Source organism: Roseateles sp. GW821-FHT09G03 (assembly GCF_059416045.1).
The window spans coordinates 240,177-258,780 of sequence record NZ_JBWKOK010000003.1 but is presented as its reverse complement, the minus strand read 5'-3'; the positions used below and the strand labels follow the sequence as shown (position 1 = coordinate 258,780).

Below are 18,604 nucleotides of genomic sequence, written 5' to 3'. Positions count from 1 at the left end.
TCGATGCCGAAGATGCCGCGTTGCCTGAGTCACCGCCTCTCTCTTCGGAGAGAAGGATGGATCGCCCCCAGGGCGGAGGCGCCGCGGCGACGGGGCGCGTTGCCGATCCCGGCCCTGCTGGCGGCGGTGTTGCTGACCACCGGCTGCGGGGACGACCCGCCACCGGCCTGGTCCGGTTATGCGGAGGGTGATCCGGTCTACGTCGCGGCGCCGGTCGCGGGACAGCTCGTCGAACTCCGGGTGCAGCGCGGCGACACCGTCGACGCGGGCGTGCCGCTCTTCAGCATCGACCTCACGCCGGTGAGTGCCGCGCGCGCCGAGGCCGACGCGCGGCTGGCGGCGGCGAAGGCCGAGCAGGAAGACGTCGCCAAGGGCCGCCGCCCCGACGAGATCGCGATGAGCCGCGCGCAGCTGGCGCAGGCCCGCGCGCAATCGACGCTGGCGGACTCGGACCTCGCGCGTCAGCAGCAGTTGATCGGACAGGGCTTCATCTCCGCCTCCCGGCTGGACGACGCGCGCGCCACCGCCGCGCAGGCGCGGCAGCGGGTGCGTGAACTCGAGTCCTCCCTGCGCGTCGCCGAGCTGCCCGCACGCAACGACCAGCAGGCCGCCGCGCGCGCCAACACGGCGGCCGCGTCGGCGGCGCTCGCCCAGCAGCAGTGGCGCGAGTCGCAGACGCGCCAGAGCGCGCCGGCGGCCGGCCTGGTCGACGACACCTTCTACCGCGTCGGCGAATACGTGAACGCCGGCCAGCCGGTCGTGTCGCTGCTGCCGCCGGCGCAGCGCAAGGCGCGCTTCTACGTGCCGGAGCCGGAGCTCGCCTCGCTGCGCCAGGGCCAGGCGGTGCAACTCAGCTGCGACGGCTGCGGCGCGCCGATCCCGGCGCGTGTCAGCTACATCTCGCCGCAGCCGGAGTACACGCCGCCGGTGATCTACTCCAACAGCCAGCGGTCGCGGCTGGTGTTCCTCGTCGAGGCCCGCCCCGACCCGGCGCAGGCGCTCCGACTGCATCCTGGCCAGCCGCTCGAGGTCCGGCCGGTCGCCAGCGCTGCGGGCGTCGCGGCTTCGGCCACCTCCAGGCCGTGAGCCCGCCGTGAGCGAACGCAAGATGCCGGATCACCTGCCCTCATCTGAATCCGTGGCCGCAGACGGTGTCGTCGATGGGGCGCGAGGAGAACTCGCCATCGACGTCCGTGGCCTGACCAAGCGCTACGGCCAGCGGACGGTGGTCGACCATGTCGACCTGCAGCTCGGACGCGGCCGCATCTGTGGCTTCCTCGGTCCCAACGGCAGCGGCAAGACGACCACGATCCGCATGCTCTGCGGCCTGCTGACGCCCGACGAGGGCGAAGGCACCTGCCTCGGGCTCGACATGCGCAAGCAGGCCGGCGAGATCAAGCGGCAGGTCGGCTACATGACACAGCGCTTCGGGCTCTACGAGGATCTCTCGATCCGCCAGAACCTCGATTTCATCGCGCGTCTCTTCGAACTCGACGACCGCGCGCGTCGCGTCGACGAGGCGCTCGATCGACTCGGATTGAAGACGCGCCAGGACCAGCTGGCCGGCGCGCTGTCCGGCGGCTGGAAGCAGCGGATGGCCCTCGCGGCCTGCCTGCTGCACGATCCGAAGCTGCTGCTGCTCGACGAACCCACCGCCGGCGTCGACCCGAAGGCGCGCCGCGACTTCTGGGACGAGATCCATCGCCTCGCGGCGGACGGCATCACGGTGCTGGTCTCCACGCATTACATGGACGAAGCCGAGCGTTGCCATGAACTCGCCTACATCGCCTACGGCAAGCTGCTCGCGCGCGGCACGCAGCGGGAGATCATCGACCAGGCGAAGCTCACCGTCTGGGCGCTGCATGCGGACGATCCGAAGCGTCTGGCCGAGCTGTCGTCCGCGCTCAACGGCGCGGAGGGCGTGCTCAGCGTCGCCGCGTTCGGCAACAGCCTGCACGTCGCCGGTCAGGACGAAGCCGCGCTGGAGCGCGCGATCGCGCCGCACCGCGACGGCTCCGGCCTGCGCTGGGAACGCGCCGAAGCCAACCTCGAGGACGTCTTCATCAGCCTGATCAGCAAGACGCCCGACAACTTCGAGGCGGCGCGATGAGCTCGCGCCGCTTCAGCCTCGCGCGCGTGCTGGCGATCTTCATCAAGGAGGTCCAGCAGATGCTGCGCGACCGGCCGACCTTCGCGATGGCGGTCGGGGTGCCGATCCTGCAGCTGCTGCTCTTCGGCTACGCGATCAACACGGACCCGAAAGGACTGCCCACGGCGGTGGTGACGCAGGACCGCGGCCCGATGGCGCGCAGCCTGGTCGCGGCGCTCGAGCAGAGCGGCTACTTCCGCGTCCAGGCCCGACCGGCGTCGGAGCGCGACGGCGACCGGATGGTCGAGGACGGCGAGGTCCAGTTCCTGATCGTCATCCCGCCCGACTTCAGCCGCCGCGTCATCCGCGGCGAACAGCCGGCGGTGCTGGTGAGCGTCGATGCGACGGACCCGTCGGCGTCGAGCAACGCGCTGGCCGCGCTGGCTCAGCTTGGCGCGCAGGCGCTGCGGCGAGATCTCGTCGGCGCCGCGCGCCCGAATGTCGTTGCAGCGACCGCGACCGCTGCGACCGGCTCGCCCTCCGCAACGCCGGGCGGCGCGTCGCCGGCCATGCCCTTCGAATGGCGCATCCATCGGCGCTACAACCCCGAGGGGCTCTCCCGCTACAACATCGTGCCCGGCCTCATCGGCACGATCCTCACGATGACGATGGTGATGCTGACGGGCCTGGCGATGACGCGCGAGCGCGAGCGCGGCACGATGGAGAACCTGCTCGCCACGCCAGTGCGGCCCTTGGAGGTCATGATCGGCAAGATCCTGCCTTACATCGTGCTGGGTTACGTGCAGCTGGGCGTGATCCTGCTCGCGGCGGCGCTGCTGTTCCAGATTCCGATGGCGGGCAGCTTCACGCTGCTGCTGGTAATGATCGGCGTGTTCATGCTGGCCAACCTGGCGGTGGGCTTCACCTTCTCGACGCTGGCGAAGAACCAGTTGCAGGCGCTGCAGGCGACGTTCTTCTTCTTCCTGCCGTCGATGCTGCTGTCGGGTTTCATGTTCCCGTTCCGAGGCATGCCGCGCTGGGCGCAGTACATCGGGGAAGCGCTGCCGCTCACGCATTTCCTGCGCATCGTGCGGGGGATCATGCTGAAGGGGAATTCGTTCCAGCAGCTCGTGCCGGAGCTGTGGCCGATGCTGATCTTCCTGCTGGTTGCAGGAACCATCGCGCTGCTCCGATACCGGCAGACGCTCGACTGAACGCTTCAGTACTGCCACCGCCGCTGGCCCTCACCCCTGCCCTCTCCCGCAAGCGGGAGAGGGAGTAAGGAAAATGCCCCGCATCCCCCATGGGCACGGGGGAAAGTCCTGATCCTGGCTTCAGCCGCGCTTCAGCACCCGCGCGCACCGTGAGGGCTCGCGGGTTGGCGGTTGGCGGTTGGCGGTTGGCGGTTGGAGGATCACATGAAGCACGCCTCACGGAGGACATGGCGGAGGATTGCCGGCGTGGTGGCGACGCTCGGCATGGCAGGCATTGCCGTCGCCGCGCCGACGGCCGCGGAGCCGACGCCTTCGGCATCAGCACCAACAGCGGCGCAGGAGGTGGCCGCACCGGCAGAACCGGTGCGCCGGCCGCTCGCGCTGCAGGCCTCGCTCGCCGCGCTGCGGACCCGGCTCCAGACCACCACGGCAAACCCACAGGAAAGTTCGCGATCCAACGTGATGCTGAGCCGTGGACTCGACATTCAGGTCGTCGAGCTTCCGCGCGAGGGCGCGCCCATCGGCCCACCGCCCAAGCGCGCTCATCATGCGGTGAGCATCGGCATGGAAGGCCCGAAGCAGATGCTGAGAGGTCTGGGGCTTGATGCCACCGAGTGCGCCGCGCGATTCCGCATGCCGTCGAAGCTCAGCCGCAAGGGCGACGGATCGGCGCAGATCGACATCACGGCCCAACTGGGCATGGGCTGCAAGTTCTGAAGTCCCCGGTCGCGGAGACCGTTAGTGCCCGATACCAGGACCGGAGTCCTCGGTAGCAAAACCGTTGAAGGACGGCAATGGTTGGGGACGGCATTGCTGGGGGTTCAGGCGCTCGCCGCCTGTGGCCCCCTGCAATGGCGGCCAACGCCTCAGACGGCGCAGGTGGGCGTTCACCCGAACGCGACTACGCGTACAGCGTCGCGCGGCCTTCGCGGACAAAGCCCGCGAGCCGTAGCCCACAGGACTGTGCGGTGCGGATCGCCAGATGCGTGGGTGCGCTGACTGCGGCCAGCATCGGCATGCCGGCGATCGCGGCTTTCTGGACCATCTCGAAGCTCGCGCGGCTGGTGACCGCGGCGAAGCCTTGCGACGCGTCGATGCCGGCCTTGGCCATTGCGCCGATCAGCTTGTCGAGTGCGTTGTGGCGGCCAACGTCCTCGCGCACGAGGACGACTTCGCCGTCCGGGCGGCACCACGCTGCCGCATGGATGCCACCGGTGCGCTGCTGCAGCGGCTGCGCCGCGGCGAGCTCACGCATCGCGCGCGACAGCGCCGGCACAAGGGCTTCGGCATGGCCGAGCCCAGCGGGCAGCGACGGCACCGGCCGATCCGGCACGCGGAAGACCTGATCCAGGTTGTCGGTGCCGCAGAGCCCGCAGCCCGTGCGGCCCGCCATGCTGCGGCGACGCTCCTTCAGCAGCGCCTCGCAGCGCGCCGTGATGCGCAGTTGCAGCGCGACGCCGTTGGGCCGCGTGCGCACCTCCACGTCGAGCAGATCCGCCGGCGAGGCCAGCAGCCCTTCGGTCAGCGAGAAGCCGAGCGCGAAGTCCTCCAGATCCAGCGGCGTCGCCAGCATCACCGCATGCGACAGGCCGTTGTACTCGAGCGCGATCGGCACTTCCTCGGCCACGAACTCCTCGTCCGCCGCGCGCGCGGCGCCGAGGCGCTCCGGCCGCACCGCGATCAGCGCGGAGGGCAGCGGGGCGTCGTCATCGTCGGGCAGCGCGCAAGCGTCGCTCATGACATCACGCATGGCGTCGCTCTTGGAGTCGTTCTTCGCGTCGCTCATGGCGCCGCCCGAGGTCCCGCTCATGGCGCCGTCTCCGCCGCCCCGTCGTCCGCGCCGTCGCCCCGACCCGCCGGCGTGATGCGGGCGATCCAGCGACCGTCCTCATCCACGTGCAGACGCACCCAGCCGGGCCCCTGCGCGTCGCCGACGCGCGCATCGCTCATCAAGGTGTAGAGCCGCAGCAGCACGCTGACGCGCAGCCCCGTTCGCTTGGCCAGCCGCGGCAGCGAGACACCGTTGCCGCCGTCCAGCTCCGCCAGCGTCTCCAGCGCGAATCGCGCCTGCGCGGCCATGTCGCCGTCGTCCTCGATCTCGTCCTCGACCTTGCGGTCGGGATCGTCGTGGACATCGGCGGCAGGCGCGTCGGCGCGGTTCATCGCCGGTGCCTCAGGCGTTCGCCCCGGCCACCGACCGGGCCTGGTCCTGCGGCAGCGGCGCGTCCTGCTCGCGCAGCGTCAGCACCACCGGGATGGACTTCGACGTCGGCGTGCCGGCGCCGATGGACACGCTGCTCAGCGGCACCAGCGCGTTGGTTTCCGGGAAGTAGCTGGCCAGGCAGCCGCGCGGGATGTCGTACTCGATCAGCACGAACTTCTCCGCGCGACGCGTGTCGCCGTCGCTGTACACGCTGGTGATGTCGACCCACTGGCCGGCCTTCATGCCGATCGCCCGCAGATCTTCCTTGTTGATGAACACCACGCGGCGATGGCCCCAGACACCCCGGTAGCGGTCGTCGTTGCCGTAGATCGTCGTGTTGTACTGGTCGTGCGAACGCACCGTCGCCAGGTTGAACACCACCGTCTTCTCGTCGCCGCGCATCCGCGCGCGTGCCTGATGCAGGGGCGTGTCCGTCGGCAGCGCGTAGGTGATGAAGTTGGCCTTGCCCGTCGGCGTGTTCCAGACCCGCTCCGACGCGGTGTTGCGCAAGCGGAAACCGCCCGGCTTCTTGATCTTCTCGTTGAAGCCGGCGAAGTCGTCGAAGACCTCCTCGATCTTGTCGCGGATGCGCGAGTAGTCCTCCACCAGCCACATCCACGGCGTCTTCGAGCGGCCCTTCAGCGTCGCGGCCGCCAGGCGCGCCACGATCATCGGCTCCGACAGCAGATGCTCCGACGCCGGCGCGTTCATGCCGCTGGACAGGTGGACCATGCTCATCGAGTCCTCCACCGTCACGCCCTGCGGACCGGCGGCCTGCATGTCGATCTCGGTGCGGCCCAGGCACGGGAGCACCAGCGCCTCCTTGCCGTGGATCGTGTGGCTGCGGTTGAACTTGGTCGTCACGTGGACCGTCAGGTCGGTGGAACGCAGCGCCTTCCAGGTCGCGATCGTGTCCGGCGTCGCCGAGGCGAAGTTGCCGCCGAGCGCAAAGAACACCTTGCCCTTGCCGTCGAGCATCGCCTGGATGGCCTCGACCGTGCCGTAGCCGTTCTCGCGCGGCGGCTCGAAGCCGAAGACCTGGCCCAGACGGTCCAGCAGCGCCTTGGGCGGCTTCTCGTAGATGCCCATCGTGCGGTCGCCCTGCACGTTGGAATGGCCGCGCACCGGGCAGGCGCCCGCGCCTTCACGGCCCAGGTTGCCGCGCAGCATCAGGAGCGCCGCGATGTGCTGGATCGTCGCGACCGAGTGCTGGTGCTGCGTGATGCCCATGCCCCAGCAGATGATCACGCGCTTGGCCTGCGCGTACAGGTCGCCGGCGGCGCAGAGCTGTTCCTGCGACAGGCCGGATTCAGCCTCCAGCGCTTCCCAGGTCTCCGCGCGGATGCTGGCCTCGAATTCCTCGATGCCGTGCGTGTGCTCGGCAATGAAGCCCAGGTCCAGCACGCGCTCGCCGCCCGCGGCGACCGCCGCGTCGTCGAGCTCGAAGACGCGCTTGCACAGCGCCTTCATCACGGCCATGTCGCCGCCGATGCGCAGCTGGAAGTAGTTGGTCGAGATGGGCGTGCTGCCCAGCGTCGCCATCTCCATCTTGTCCTGCGGATCGGCGAAGCGCTCCAGGCCGCGCTCGCGCAGCGGGTTGAAGCTGACGATCTTGCAGCCGCGCTTGGACGCCTCGCGCAGTTCACCCAGCATGCGCGGGTGATTCGTGCCGGGGTTCTGGCCGAAGATGAAGATCGCGTCCGCCTGCTCGAAGTCGTGCAGCGTCACCGTGCCCTTGCCGATGCCGATGGTCGGCTTCAGGCCCTGCCCGCTGGGCTCGTGGCACATGTTCGAGCAGTCGGGGAAGTTGTTGGTGCCGAACTCGCGCACGAACAGCTGGTAGAGGAACGCAGCTTCGTTGCTGGCGCGGCCCGAGGTGTAGAACATCGCCTCGTTGGGGCTCTGCAGCGCATTCAGGCGCGCGGCGATCAGCTCGAAGGCGTCGTCCCAGGCGATCGGCGTGTAGCGGTCCGTGGCGCGGTCGTAGACCAGCGGCTCGGTGATGCGGCCCATGTTCTCGAGGTCGTAGTCGGACCACTCGGCCAGCTCGCTGACGGTGTGCCCGCCCAGCACCTCGGCGGTGGCGCGGTGCGCGGTCGCCTCGGCGGCGATCGCCTTGGCGCCGTTCTCGCAGAACTCGAAGGTCGAGCGGTGATCCCGGTCGGGCCACGCGCAGCCCGGGCAGTCGAAACCGTCCGCCTGGTTGGCCGACAGCAGCGTCTTGGCGCCCTTCACCGCGACGCCCTGCTGCTGCAGGTGCTTCGCGACGCTGCGCAACGCGCCCCAGCCACCGGCCGGCCCCTTGTAGAAATGGATCTTCTGGTCGCTCATCGAGTCCTCCAGTATTCGTTATCCCCTGTCCGCCCCTCGCCCAACGCGAGGTCTTGAAACAGAGTCGCCCCGTGGTCGTCGTGGACGGCCGCCGGGGCGAGGGTCATGCTAGCCGGTCAGGCGCTTGCGCGCCGCCGGCGGGGTTTGAGCGCCAGCTCAGCTGAAGAACTTCGCGGCGCTCAGCAGCGTGCGATAGATGCCCCAGGCCAGCGGGATGCCCACGGCCAGCCAGGCCAGCGCGACCAGCGCGGTCGGCGTCGCAGCGCCGGCGCCCGGGCCGCTGCCCACTTCGGCGGCGGCGGCCTTCTCGTGCGCCAGCTTCTTCTCGACGGCCAGTTCGGCATCGGTCATGAAGTGCTTGTCGGCGACCGGACGGATGGCCAGGTTGGCGATCAGGCCGATGACCAGCATGCCCACCAGGATGTACATCGTCTGGTTGTAGACCTGCTCGCGCGGGATGCCCAGGCCCAGCTGGTAGTCGCGCATGTAGTTCACGACGATGGGGCCCAGGATGCCGGCGGTGGCCCACGCGGTCAGCAGGCGGCCGTGGATCGCGCCCACCATCTGCGTGCCGAACAGGTCGCCCAGGTAGGCCGGCACGGTGGCGAAGCCGCCGCCGTACATCGACAGGATGATGCAGACCGCGCCCACGAAGGCCAGCTTGTGACCCGCGGCCGCGCTGCTCGGCAGGCTGGCGTACAGCAGGCCGCCCAGCACGAAGAACACGGTGTAGGTGAGCTTGCGGCCCAGCTTGTCCGACAGCGAGGCCCACACGAAGCGGCCGCCGATGTTGAACAGGCTCAGCAGCGCGGTGAAGCCGCCGGCGATCGCGGCGATCGCGGCCAGCTGCGTCTTGTCGAGCTCGGCGAACTTGGCTTCCACGCCGATCAGCGAGCCGCCGAAGATCTCCTGCAGCATCGGGCTGGCCATGCCGATCACGCCGATGCCGGCGGACACGTTCATGCACAACACGATCCACACCAGCCAGAACTGCGGGATGCCCCACACCTTCTTCACGTGCACGTGGCGCTGCGTGATCATGGTGTTGGCGGCCTGCGCCGGCGGCGGGGTCCAGCCTTCAGGCTTCCAGCCGGTGGGCGGCACGCGGTAACCCAGCGCGCCCGCGACCATGAACAGGAAGTACACGACGGCCATGACGACGAAGGTCTGCATCACGCCCGCGTCGGTCGGCGTGGCGAAGTGCTTCATCAGCTCGACGGCCAGCGGCGAACCGATCATCGCGCCGCCGCCGAAGCCCATGATGGCCATGCCGGTCGCCATGCCGCGGCGATCCGGGAACCACTTGATCAGCGTCGACACGGGCGAGATGTAGCCCAGGCCCAGGCCGATGCCGCCGATCACGCCGGAGCCGAGGATCATCATCCAGAACTGGTGGGTGTGGATGCCGATCGCGGAGATCAGCATGCCGCCGCACCAGCACACGGCCGAGACCAGACCGGCCTTGCGGGGACCGGCGCGCTCGAGCCAGCCGCCCCAGATCGCGGCGGCGCAGCCCAGGAACACGAAGAACAGCGTGTACATCCAGCCCAGGGTCGCGACGCTCCAGTCGCACTGGGTGGTGAACAGCTGGGCGAAGAAGCCCACATCCTTGCCGCACGCGGCGCCGGTGCCGGCGGTCTGCAGCATCTTGGAGAGCGGCAGCCAGAACACCGAGAAGCCGTAGGCCATCCCGATGCACAGGTGGATGGCGAGCGCGCTCGGCGGCACCAGCCAGCGGTTGAAACCAGGAGCGGCGATGGTGCGCTCCTTGTCCAGCCAGCTCGCGCCGGCGGATCCGCCGCCCTGATCGGTCAGCACAGTAGACATGGGTCCTCCTCAAACAATGAAAGGCGGCCGCGACGCGGCCCGCTGAGAACGAACGGCGCCGAACCCTCCAACGGCGCCCTCCGGCCGCGTCCCGTGTTCCGACGCTCCCCGTCCCTTTCGGCATCAAGAAACCGTTAGGAAACCGGTATCTGGTGACGGGCTGAAAAAGTTGGGGCAGAACGCTCGCGGCGGGCGCGATCTTGACGCATGTCGTTGACATCCATTGACAACCACACATAGCGAACGGACATGTATCGCACGAAACCGACAGCCGGCATCTATGAAACGCCGGGCGGTAACCGAATGTGGCCTCGGGAGTTTGGGCGATTGACGCACAACACCCCCTGGAGAAGGTGTCCATCCCAGGAAGCATCGGGGAGTGCCAGGCACCAGGGAGGATTGTTGAGGCCCCCACAACGGTGCGTTGCGCGGCGCAGCATTTATGCGATCGGGGTGAATGCCTATTGTTTGGAGGTTTCCTGTCTCCGAAGGCGTCCATCAGCGCCTTCTTCACCGGACCGCCCTTCAGGGGCCGTCCGGTTTTTTCTTGGTCGCTCGCAAGGGGCAGGAGAAGGCGAGGGATCGCCGTTTGCCCCGATGGCAACGCGGATGTATCGGGGTGAAACCTGCCGGTTGTCCTACAAATCCTCGCGACATCAGCCCACGTCCGACTCCCCCTCGACGGTCCAAAGTTGGTCCTAACCGATCTCCACCGATCGGCCCCTCAAGCCCAAAGGAGAGACCCAATGAACGCGACCAAATCCCTCGTCACCGGTGCCGTTGCCCTGACCGCTTTCGCCAGCGTGCTGGGCCTGGCCTATGCGCAGGTCGAGAACTCGACCGAGTCGACCCCGACGCAAGCGACGCAGGAACAGTACCCCGCCACGCAGACTGAACAGCAGGCGCCTGCCGACCAGAGCATGACGCCGGCCGACCCGTCGACCCCTGCGACCACGCAGCAGCAGTCCACGCCTGAAGCGCAGTCGCAGCAGACCCAGCCTTCGTCCACGGACCAGTGGCAGAACCAGCAGCCGCAGTCGCAGCAGGATCCGCTGCCGACCGAGCCGACCAGCGCCGGCACGCCGGCTCCCCGCGCCGACCGCAACTGAGCGGTGAGTGATCGCCGCCGCCACGCACGGACCTGATCCGGCATCTGCCTCTCCCTGAAAGCCCACCATGCTGCGCGCCTCCAGCGGGTACTACTTCAGCGATCCGCCGCCACCGAAGCCGCCCTCGAGGCTGGTGTCGGCCTGGATCCCGGAGCACCTGCGGGAGCGTGCGGGATGGGTGGCACAGGGACTGGCGCTGGGTCTGGCCGGTGCGCTGCTGGCCTGGCCGGCGGCCACCTTCCTGATGAAGCAGCTGCGACCGGCTCCGCCCGTCGTGGCCCGTCACACCCCTTCCGCACCGGTCCAGCCGGTCGTCCACGCCCCCGCACCAGTGCTGCGGACCGGCAAGGCCGACTTCGGCAAGACCAAGGTTTCGAGACAGGCTCGCCAGGTCGCCCAGTGGGTGATGGCGGGCTGGGATCACAACGGACGCCCATTCGCGATCCTCGACAAGCGCCAGGCGCAGGTGCTGGTGTTCAGCCCCGACGGCAAGCTCCAGGCGACGACGCCGGTGCTGCTCGGCTATGCGGCTGGCGATGACAGCGTCGCCGGCATCGGCCTGCGGCCGATCGCTGAGGTGAAGCCGTCCGAGCGCACGACACCGGCCGGACGCTTCGTCGCGCAGCCCGGCAAGAACGCCGGGCACGAGGACGTGCTCTGGGTCGATTACGACGCCGCCGTGTCCATGCACCGCGTGCGCCCGATCAACCCCGCGGAGCGTCGACTGGAGCGCCTCGCCTCGCCGACGCCCAAGGACAACCGCATCAGCTTCGGCTGCATCAACATGCCGGTGAAATTTTTCGAGCAGACGCTCTGGCCGACCTTCGGCAAGCGCGGCGGCATCGTGTACGTGCTGCCTGAAAAGAAGTCGGTGGAACAGGTCTTCGCGGAGCAGATGCGCCGCGCCAAGGCCGGTCCGTCCACCTGACGCGCGGTCGATGCGCGCCCCGCGTCCGCGGTCGACGACCGCTTCCTGCCCCTCCTCCGTCCGGCCCGCGCTGGCGCTGGCCGTTGCCATCGCGTTCGCCGCCGGCGTCGCGACGTCCGCCCACGCGCAGGTGAGCCGCGCGACGGTGCGCGGGCTCGTCACCGCGCCGGCTGGCGTCCAGCCCGGCGGACTGTCGATCACGGCGACCAACAGCGCCAACGGCGCCCGCTACCGCACCAGCACCCGCGGCGACGGCCGCTACGCGCTGATCGGCCTGGCGCCGGGCGAGTACGTCGTCAGCGTCGCCGCCGCCGACGGCGCGCCCCTCAAGAGCGAACGCATCACGCTGTCCGTCGGCGAGAGTGCCTCGCTCGACCTCGGCGCCGCGTCCGCGCCGAACACGGCGGACGCGATCCAGCTCGGCACGGTGACCGTCGAAGGCAACGCGAGCCGGCAGGGCGTCAAGGATTCGCAGCTCGGTACCGTCGTGTCGCAGCGCATGATCGAGGCGCTGCCGCAGACCACGCGCAATTTCCTCAGCGCGGCGGACCTCGCGCCGGGCGTCGCGTTCTCGACCGACTCCAGCGGCCTGAGCCGCGTGCAGTCGGGCGCGCAGGACTTCGACCATCTGAACGTCTTCATCGACGGCGTGGGCCAGAAGAACAACATCCTGCGCGGGGGCGTCAGCGGCCAGTCGGACACGCGCGGCAACCCGTTCCCGCAATCGGCGATCTCCGAATACAAGGTGCTGACGCAGAACTACAAGGCCGAGTTCGACCAGGTCAGCAGCGCGGCGATCACGGCCGTCACCAAGTCCGGCACCAACGAGTTCCACGGCGAGCTCTACGGCGACCGCACCGGCACCAACTGGCGCTCGAAGAATTCGCTCGAGAAGGAGCGCGAGGCCCAGGGCATCGCGCGGCCGTCGTCCGAGAAGTACGAATACGGCGGCAGCGTCGGCGGCCCGATCGTCAAGGACAGGCTGCATTTCTTCGTCGCCTACGACGCGAAGCGGATCGAGGACTCGCGCCAGATCGCGGGTCAGAACTTCGAAAAGCTGCCCAACGCGGGCATCGTGCCGGACCTGCTCTCGCGGCGCGGCAGCCAGGTCGATCCCTTCCACGAGGACCTGTTCTTCGGCAAGCTCGACGCCCAGCTCAACGACGAGCATCGCCTGACCCTCAGCGCGCGGCTGCGGCGCGAGACCGACCGCATCGCCGAGGACCGCAACCTCTCGCTGCCGGGCAACGACAAGGAGCGCCGCAACGACGAGACGCGCATCGACCTGAAGCACGAGTGGTCGCGCGACGACTGGCTCAGCGAGGCACGCATTGGCTACGAGGACTACCTCTGGAATCCGAAGTCGGCCTCCGACACGGCGCTGGTGCGCTACAAGGTCTCGACCGCATCGCCGCAGGTGCTGACGGCCTCGCAGGACGTGATCCTCGACGGCGGATCGCCGGACGCGCAGCGGCGCAAGCAGCGCGGCACCTTCGTCTCGGAAGAGCTCACCTTCACCGGGGTCGACGGCCACGTGATCAAGGGCGGCGTGAAGCTCAAGGACATGCGCTACGACCTCAGCGGCACGGCCAACTCGGTCGACGGCGTCGACGTGCTGATCGACAACGTCACCGGCCTGCCCTACTGGGACGGCACGAACTGCACCGGCACGAACGTCTCCAACAACGGCAGCACCAGCGACCAGTGCAACATCCGTCGCGCGGCCGCGCCGTCGGTGGCCAGCTTCAAGAACAGGCAGTGGGGGCTGTACCTGCAGGACGACTGGAGCCTCACGCCCAAGCTGGAGCTCAACCTCGGTGTCCGCTGGGACTACGAGGACAACATGCTCAACAACGCGTACGCGACGCCGGCCGACCGCATCGCGGCGCTGCTGGCGCCGGACGTGACGCGCTACGGCATCACGCCGCCGACGGGCCAGACCTACGCGCAGTCGCTGGCCAAGGGCGGCATCGACGTGTCGCAGTACATCAGCAGCGGCAATTCCCGCAAGGCGTTCAAGAATGCGATCGCGCCGCGCGTGGGGTTCTCCTACGACGTCCTCGGCAATCGGAACACGGTGGTCTTCGGCGGCTATGGCCGCAGCTACGACCGCACGATGGCGAACCATGCGCTGGATGAGCTGCAGAAGAACCAGTCGCCCGGCGGCGAGATCTGGCTGATCCGCAACGACCTGAAGATGCCTTACGCGGACCAGTTCAGCATCGGGCTGCGGCAGGCGTTGACGAAGACATGGAACGGCGAGATCGCACTCAGCCGCGTCGAGGCGAAGAACCAGTTCGTCTGGTTCAGCGGCAACCGCGACGCCAACGGCGGCTTCGCGCAGCAGTCGTCCATCGACCCGCTGTGGGGTGGACCGAACGGCTACGGGCAGGTGGTGCTCGGCGACTCGATCGGGCGCACGCGCACCGACTCCGTGTTCGTGAAGGCGGAGAAGCCGTATTCGGAATCGTCCGGCTGGACGGCCACGCTGGCCTACACCTACAGCGATGCGAAGACGACCAACCTCCAGTGGAGCAACGACACCTTCGACTGGACCTATGGCCGGGCGGGCCGCGGCTGGAATCCGAGCACGCTGGTCGACAGGCACCGGCTGGTCGGCGCGTTCATGACCGACAAGCTGCTGCCGTGGGGGCTGACGTTCTCGGCCAAGGGCACGTATGCGAGCGGCTTCCCGCGGCGCCTGACGAATTGCATCGGCGGCACGCCGCAGTGTTTCCTGGTCGAGGGCGACTCGCCGAGCTTCCGGCAGGTCGACATCAGCATCGGCAAGGCCTTCAAGTACGGCATTCACCAGGTCGCGATCCGGCTGGACGTGCTGAACGTGCTGGGCGCCGACAACTACGGCGGCTTCGACGACTGGATCGGCAACGCGCCGCAGGCGGGGGCGACGCCCAACCGGCTCGGCGGCGACAACCTCAACCTCGACAAGCCCAACAACATCCGCGGCGACAACCGCGCGATGCGGGTGGTGTTGAACTACAAGTTCTGAGGACTTCGCTCCGATCGTCCGCCGCCGTTCTCAACGGCGGCGGACGAGTCGCGTGGCGTCGCGGAACGTGAAGCCGCTTCGTGGCAAGTCGAGTCGTGATCAGCGCAGCGGCCGGAACGCCGCGCGCAGCTCCTCGGCGAAGAGCTGCGGCTCTTCCCATGCCGCGAAGTGGCCGCCCTTCTTGACCTCGTTGAAGTAGCTCAGTTTCGGATACGCCTTCTGCGCCCACGACTTCGGCGCCTGGTAGATCTCGCCGGGGAACACGGTGACCGCGACCGGCACCTTGATCTCACGCGTGCGCTGCTCGACGACGTTGAAGTTGTTGTTGTTGTTCTCCCAGTACAGCTGCGAGCCGGAGGTCCCGGTATTGGTCAGCCAGTAGAGCGTGATGTCGTCGAGCATCTCGTCCCTCGACAGCGAACGCTCCGGCACACCGCCACTGAAGGTCCAGTCGGCGAACTTGTCGTAGATCCACGCGGCCTGGCCGGACGGCGAATCCGACAGGCTGTAGCCCAGCGTCTGCGGCCGCGTGACCATCATCCCGGCGTAGCCGCCGCCGCGCGTGTACAGGCGGTTCATCGATTCGTAGGCCGCCTTCTCCTTCGCGGAGAGGCTCGCGGGCGCGGGCTTGCCGCTCTTGATCGAGGCGGCGATGTCCGCCGGCACGGTCGCCGGCATGTTCACGTGGATCCCGAGCAACCCTTGCGGCGCCAGCCGGCCCTGCGCTTGCGCGACGACAGAACCCCAGTCACCGCCTTGGGACACGTACTGCGTGTAGCCGAGGCGCTTCATCAGCACGTCCCACGCACGCGCCATGCGCTCGGGGCCCCAGCCGGTGCCGGTCGGCTTGCCGGAGAAACCGTAGCCGGGCATCGACGGGATGACGATGTCGAACGCATCCGATGCCTGGCCGCCGTGCGCAGTGGGGTCGGTCAGCGGGTCGATGATCTTCAGCTGCTCGAAGACCGAGCCCGGCCAGCCGTGCGTGACGATCAGCGGCAGCGCGCCGGGATGCTTCGAGCGCACATGGATGAAGTGGATGTCCAGCCCGTCGATGCGGGTCACGAATTGCGGATAGGCGTTGAGCCTGGCTTCCGCCTTGCGCCAGTCGTAGTTGGTGCCCCAGTAGCGCACGAGGTCCTGGAAACCGGCGAGCTGCACGCCTTGCGAGCGGTCATCGACCGTCTCGCGATCGGGGAAGCGCGTCGCCGCGATGCGCTGGCGCAGGTCGGCCAGCGCGGCTTCCGGAATGGCGGTCTTGAAAGGGCGGATGGTGGTGTCTTCGGCGGCATCGCGCGACGCGGACAGGGCTGTCGGCGTTTGCGTCTGCGCCATGCTGGCGACGGGGAACACGGCGAGGGTGAAGGCGCTCGCGATGGCGGCAGCGGTCGCGGTGACAGCCAGGAGGTGGTGCTTGGCGTTCATGGGACTCCGTGGAAAAGATTCGGCGCGCCGGGATTCGGCACGGAACGAATTCCAACGGCCTTCGGTATCTCCGACGTGTCCTGCAAGGGGCCGTTTGGTCAGGCTCCGTATGCGATCGTCGAGCAGATACACGCGCATACGATTCGCTCGCACGCGATACACATCAGAGATGCCGGAACGGCGTTCCGACCGAGGCATGGCGAATGGACGACGCGAGCGCGCGGCGTATGCTGACCCGCTTCGCAACTCCGTGGTCCGGTGCCATGACGACTGCCCTGCTCATCATCGATCTGCAACGCGCGCTCTGCATCGGCGAGTACGCGTGCCACGACGTCGACGCCGTGATCGGTCGCATCAACGGCCTGATCGCGCGGGCGCGGGACAGCGGCACGCCGGTGGTCTTCGTCCAGCACGAGGAAGAGGGTTACGAGCCGCTGCGCCACGGCGGCGAGGGCTGGCAGATCGACGATCGCCTGCACGTGCGGCCCGACGACCGGCGCGTGTTCAAGACCTCGCCGGACTCTTTCCACAAGACCGACCTGGACGCGGTGCTGAAGGGCTTCGGCGTGACGCACCTCGTCGTCTGCGGCGCGCAGAGCGACTTCTGCGTCGACACGTCGACGCGCCGCGCGTTGAGCTCGGGCTACGACGTCACGCTGGTCGAGGACGGCCACACGACGATCGCCTTCGGCGACCTCACGGCGCCGCAGATCATCGACCACCACACGCTGATCCTGCGCAACCTCAACAGCTTCGGGCCAACGATGGAGGCGAAGAAGGCGGCGGAGATCAGCTTCGAGGCCACCTGATTCGCGGCTCCCGGATCATTTGAACGACGTGCGCGAACTGGCCAACTGCGACAAGGTCATGTCGCACTGATCCACCGTCGCGATGCAGTCGAGCCCGCGGGACTCGACCTCGCCCATCAGGCTCAGCCACGCGTTCAGGCCCTCGAGCGTGACCTTGGTGCGCGAGGTGCGGCTCCAGCCGCGCTCGGCGAGCTGCCCCAGGTAGATCCATGTCTGCCGGCGCGACAGCCCCGACAGTTGTCCGATGCAGGCCTGCGACACCGGCAGCGCCAGGCTGTTGCCCGCCGTGCCCGCGCGCTGCGAACTGCTCAGCGCCGCCGCCAGGGTGGCGAGCACGCTGATCAGCCGCTGGAAGCCGTTGCCGGCCAGACGCATCGTGATCTGGTCCTGCAGCCGCGACGCCGTCGCCGCGTACAGCTCGCCCGTGGCCGCGTCGCGCTCCGGCGCGCTGGTGTCCTTCATCCGCGGCATCGGGATGTGGATCGTCGTCACGTCGACCAGTGCCGTCACGTCGTAGCGCGCCGCCAGCTTGCCCAGCGGCGAGTCCGCCCCGATCACGTCACCCAGCCACAGCGCCGCCACGGCCACCCGCGTGTCCGCCGCGACCTTCGCCGCGAGGAACGCCGCCCCGCCGCTGATCGCGATCCACTCGGCCAGCGGCGAACCGGCCTCGATGATCTTCTGGCCGCGCCGGTACGTCCGGATCTGGCCGTCGGCCAGCCAGTCGTCGCTCGTCGTGTCCGGTGCGCCGTCGTGCGGCGGCGTCCGCGTCCCTCTCGTGCTCATGATGTGTTCTGCATAAGGTCCGCCGGACAAGGCTCCGCCCTCCGCCTCGAATGCGGAACGTTCGCGAATGCCATGACGGCGAATCGTGGGTTATAGAAGCGGACCGCGGGCGCCGATCGATGGATAAGCCCCGTGGCGCCGGCCCGGTTTGCGCTTTGCGCTTTGCGGTCGGCGGATCACCAGATGGACAGGCTCCTGGCCAGCACGCGCTGCAGCCAGCTGCGCGACGACGCCTCCGACACGTCGCCCTGCGCGACGCTCTCGAGGCTCGCGTTCACCACGTCGCGCGACGACACGAGATTGCCCGGGCGGATGTCGCGCGGATTCACGATCCCCGAGAAACGCAGCGTGTTCACGCCCTTGTTCAGGCCCACGTTGCGCTCGCCCGCCACCAGCAGGTTGCCGTTGGGCAGCACGTTGATGACGCTCACCGCCACCTGCGTGGTGAAACTGTTGTCCGTCTCCGTCGTGCCCGAGCCCTTGAACGAATCGCTGCCCGCGGCCGTCGCGTCGATGTTGAGCAGCCGCTCCACCGCGCCGATCTTGCTCTGGCCGCCCGGCCCATGCACCGCGAGCTTGTTGTCCCGCGCCGTGTCGGTCGTCTGCTTCTGACTCGCCTTCAGCGTCTCCTGGATGTCCACCTTCAGCGTGTCGCCGATCGCGCTCGGGCGCTTCTCGCCCGAGAACAGCGACGTCGCCGACATGGTCGGCTGGTAGATCGCGCCGTTGTTGGGCCGCTCGATGTACATCGGCGCCTGCGGCGGCGTGACCATCATCGGACCGGCCACCGTCGGCGGCGTGCCGGCGCATCCGCCGAGCGCGGCGAGTGCAATGACCGCGATGAACGCGGGCGCCGGCACTCCTGCCATCGCC

General features: G+C 68.6%; 15 protein-coding genes. 8 read left to right on the top strand and 7 right to left on the bottom strand.

Annotation, left to right across the window (positions count from 1 at the left end; genetic code table 11):
* Nucleotides 1-99: 99 nt before the first annotated feature.
* From AC07OZ_RS13390 to AC07OZ_RS13375, 4 genes are all read left to right on the top strand, one after another.
* Nucleotides 100-1,086 carry an HlyD family secretion protein gene (locus AC07OZ_RS13390; protein ID WP_495467595.1) on the top strand — a complete coding sequence of 329 codons (987 nt, stop codon included), beginning with the start codon at nt 100-102 and terminating at the stop codon, nt 1,084-1,086.
* Between the two features lie 22 nt (nt 1,087-1,108).
* A complete protein-coding gene (locus AC07OZ_RS13385; protein WP_495467979.1) occupies nt 1,109-2,110 on the top strand; it encodes an ABC transporter ATP-binding protein in 1,002 nt (333 codons plus the stop codon).
* Nucleotides 2,107-3,303, top strand: a complete 1,197-nt coding sequence (locus AC07OZ_RS13380) for an ABC transporter permease (protein WP_495467594.1) — start codon at nt 2,107-2,109, stop codon at nt 3,301-3,303. The genes AC07OZ_RS13385 and AC07OZ_RS13380 overlap by 4 nt, the downstream gene beginning before the upstream one ends.
* 204 nt (nt 3,304-3,507) lie before the next feature.
* Nucleotides 3,508-4,020 carry a hypothetical protein gene (locus AC07OZ_RS13375; protein ID WP_495467593.1) on the top strand — a complete coding sequence of 171 codons (513 nt, stop codon included), beginning with the start codon at nt 3,508-3,510 and terminating at the stop codon, nt 4,018-4,020.
* Between the two features lie 184 nt (nt 4,021-4,204).
* On the opposite strand, the gene fdhD is transcribed toward AC07OZ_RS13375, so the two are convergent.
* From fdhD to AC07OZ_RS13355, 4 genes are all read right to left on the bottom strand, one after another.
* Entirely contained in the window at nt 4,205-5,041 is an 837-nt protein-coding gene (gene fdhD / locus AC07OZ_RS13370; protein ID WP_495467978.1) for a formate dehydrogenase accessory sulfurtransferase FdhD, read from the bottom strand.
* A 68-nt stretch (nt 5,042-5,109) separates the two neighbouring features.
* Complete coding sequence (locus AC07OZ_RS13365) at nt 5,110-5,466, bottom strand: hypothetical protein (protein WP_495467592.1); 357 nt, start codon at nt 5,464-5,466, stop codon at nt 5,110-5,112.
* A gap of 10 nt (nt 5,467-5,476) precedes the next feature.
* Nucleotides 5,477-7,837, bottom strand: a complete 2,361-nt coding sequence (locus tag AC07OZ_RS13360; RefSeq protein WP_495467591.1) for an FdhF/YdeP family oxidoreductase — start codon at nt 7,835-7,837, stop codon at nt 5,477-5,479.
* A gap of 156 nt (nt 7,838-7,993) precedes the next feature.
* A complete protein-coding gene (locus AC07OZ_RS13355; RefSeq protein ID WP_495467590.1) occupies nt 7,994-9,664 on the bottom strand; it encodes an OFA family MFS transporter in 1,671 nt (556 codons plus the stop codon).
* 746 nt (nt 9,665-10,410) lie between these two features.
* Here AC07OZ_RS13355 and AC07OZ_RS13350 point away from each other — a divergent pair.
* The 3 genes from AC07OZ_RS13350 to AC07OZ_RS13340 all read left to right on the top strand — a co-directional run bounded on the left by AC07OZ_RS13350 (nt 10,411) and on the right by AC07OZ_RS13340 (nt 14,711).
* Nucleotides 10,411-10,773 (top strand): hypothetical protein, encoded by a 363-nt coding sequence (locus tag AC07OZ_RS13350; protein WP_495467589.1) that lies wholly within the window; start codon nt 10,411-10,413, stop codon nt 10,771-10,773.
* A 67-nt stretch (nt 10,774-10,840) separates the two neighbouring features.
* Complete coding sequence (locus AC07OZ_RS13345) at nt 10,841-11,701, top strand: hypothetical protein (protein ID WP_495467588.1); 861 nt, start codon at nt 10,841-10,843, stop codon at nt 11,699-11,701.
* A 10-nt stretch (nt 11,702-11,711) separates the two neighbouring features.
* Complete coding sequence (locus AC07OZ_RS13340) at nt 11,712-14,711, top strand: TonB-dependent receptor (RefSeq protein WP_495467587.1); 3,000 nt, start codon at nt 11,712-11,714, stop codon at nt 14,709-14,711.
* Nucleotides 14,712-14,810: 99 nt separating this feature from the next.
* Here the strand turns inward: AC07OZ_RS13340 and AC07OZ_RS13335 are convergent, their stop codons facing one another.
* On the bottom strand, nt 14,811-16,136 hold the full coding sequence (locus AC07OZ_RS13335; RefSeq protein WP_495467586.1) for an epoxide hydrolase family protein: 1,326 nt from the start codon (nt 16,134-16,136) through the stop codon (nt 14,811-14,813).
* A gap of 263 nt (nt 16,137-16,399) precedes the next feature.
* Here AC07OZ_RS13335 and AC07OZ_RS13330 point away from each other — a divergent pair, with 263 nt between their 5' ends.
* On the top strand, nt 16,400-16,945 hold the full coding sequence (locus AC07OZ_RS13330; protein ID WP_495467585.1) for a cysteine hydrolase family protein: 546 nt from the start codon (nt 16,400-16,402) through the stop codon (nt 16,943-16,945).
* Between the two features lie 15 nt (nt 16,946-16,960).
* Here AC07OZ_RS13330 and AC07OZ_RS13325 read toward each other — a convergent pair whose 3' ends face one another.
* Both AC07OZ_RS13325 and AC07OZ_RS13320 read right to left on the bottom strand, forming a co-directional pair.
* On the bottom strand, nt 16,961-17,731 hold the full coding sequence (locus AC07OZ_RS13325) for a Crp/Fnr family transcriptional regulator (RefSeq protein ID WP_495467584.1): 771 nt from the start codon (nt 17,729-17,731) through the stop codon (nt 16,961-16,963).
* A 176-nt stretch (nt 17,732-17,907) separates the two neighbouring features.
* Entirely contained in the window at nt 17,908-18,600 is a 693-nt protein-coding gene (locus tag AC07OZ_RS13320; RefSeq protein ID WP_495467583.1) for a flagellar basal body L-ring protein FlgH, read from the bottom strand.
* Nucleotides 18,601-18,604: the final 4 nt, after the last annotated feature.

Excerpts from the sequence above, each read along its gene's own strand:
- AC07OZ_RS13350 (WP_495467589.1), top strand. The coding sequence starts at position 10,411 with ATGAACGCGACCAAATCCCTCGTCACCGGTGCCGTTGCCCTGACCGCT.
- AC07OZ_RS13325 (WP_495467584.1), bottom strand. The coding sequence starts at position 17,731 with ATGAGCACGAGAGGGACGCGGACGCCGCCGCACGACGGCGCACCGGAC.
- AC07OZ_RS13385 (WP_495467979.1), top strand. The coding sequence starts at position 1,109 with ATGCCGGATCACCTGCCCTCATCTGAATCCGTGGCCGCAGACGGTGTC.
- AC07OZ_RS13345 (WP_495467588.1), top strand. The coding sequence starts at position 10,841 with ATGCTGCGCGCCTCCAGCGGGTACTACTTCAGCGATCCGCCGCCACCG.
- AC07OZ_RS13335 (WP_495467586.1), bottom strand. The coding sequence starts at position 16,136 with ATGAACGCCAAGCACCACCTCCTGGCTGTCACCGCGACCGCTGCCGCC.
- AC07OZ_RS13355 (WP_495467590.1), bottom strand. The coding sequence starts at position 9,664 with ATGTCTACTGTGCTGACCGATCAGGGCGGCGGATCCGCCGGCGCGAGC.
- AC07OZ_RS13375 (WP_495467593.1), top strand. The coding sequence starts at position 3,508 with ATGAAGCACGCCTCACGGAGGACATGGCGGAGGATTGCCGGCGTGGTG.
- AC07OZ_RS13365 (WP_495467592.1), bottom strand. The coding sequence starts at position 5,466 with ATGAACCGCGCCGACGCGCCTGCCGCCGATGTCCACGACGATCCCGAC.
- AC07OZ_RS13340 (WP_495467587.1), top strand. The coding sequence starts at position 11,712 with ATGCGCGCCCCGCGTCCGCGGTCGACGACCGCTTCCTGCCCCTCCTCC.
- fdhD (WP_495467978.1), bottom strand. The coding sequence starts at position 5,041 with ATGAGCGACGCTTGCGCGCTGCCCGACGATGACGACGCCCCGCTGCCC.
- AC07OZ_RS13380 (WP_495467594.1), top strand. The coding sequence starts at position 2,107 with ATGAGCTCGCGCCGCTTCAGCCTCGCGCGCGTGCTGGCGATCTTCATC.
- AC07OZ_RS13330 (WP_495467585.1), top strand. The coding sequence starts at position 16,400 with ATGACGACTGCCCTGCTCATCATCGATCTGCAACGCGCGCTCTGCATC.
- AC07OZ_RS13360 (WP_495467591.1), bottom strand. The coding sequence starts at position 7,837 with ATGAGCGACCAGAAGATCCATTTCTACAAGGGGCCGGCCGGTGGCTGG.
- AC07OZ_RS13320 (WP_495467583.1), bottom strand. The coding sequence starts at position 18,600 with ATGGCAGGAGTGCCGGCGCCCGCGTTCATCGCGGTCATTGCACTCGCC.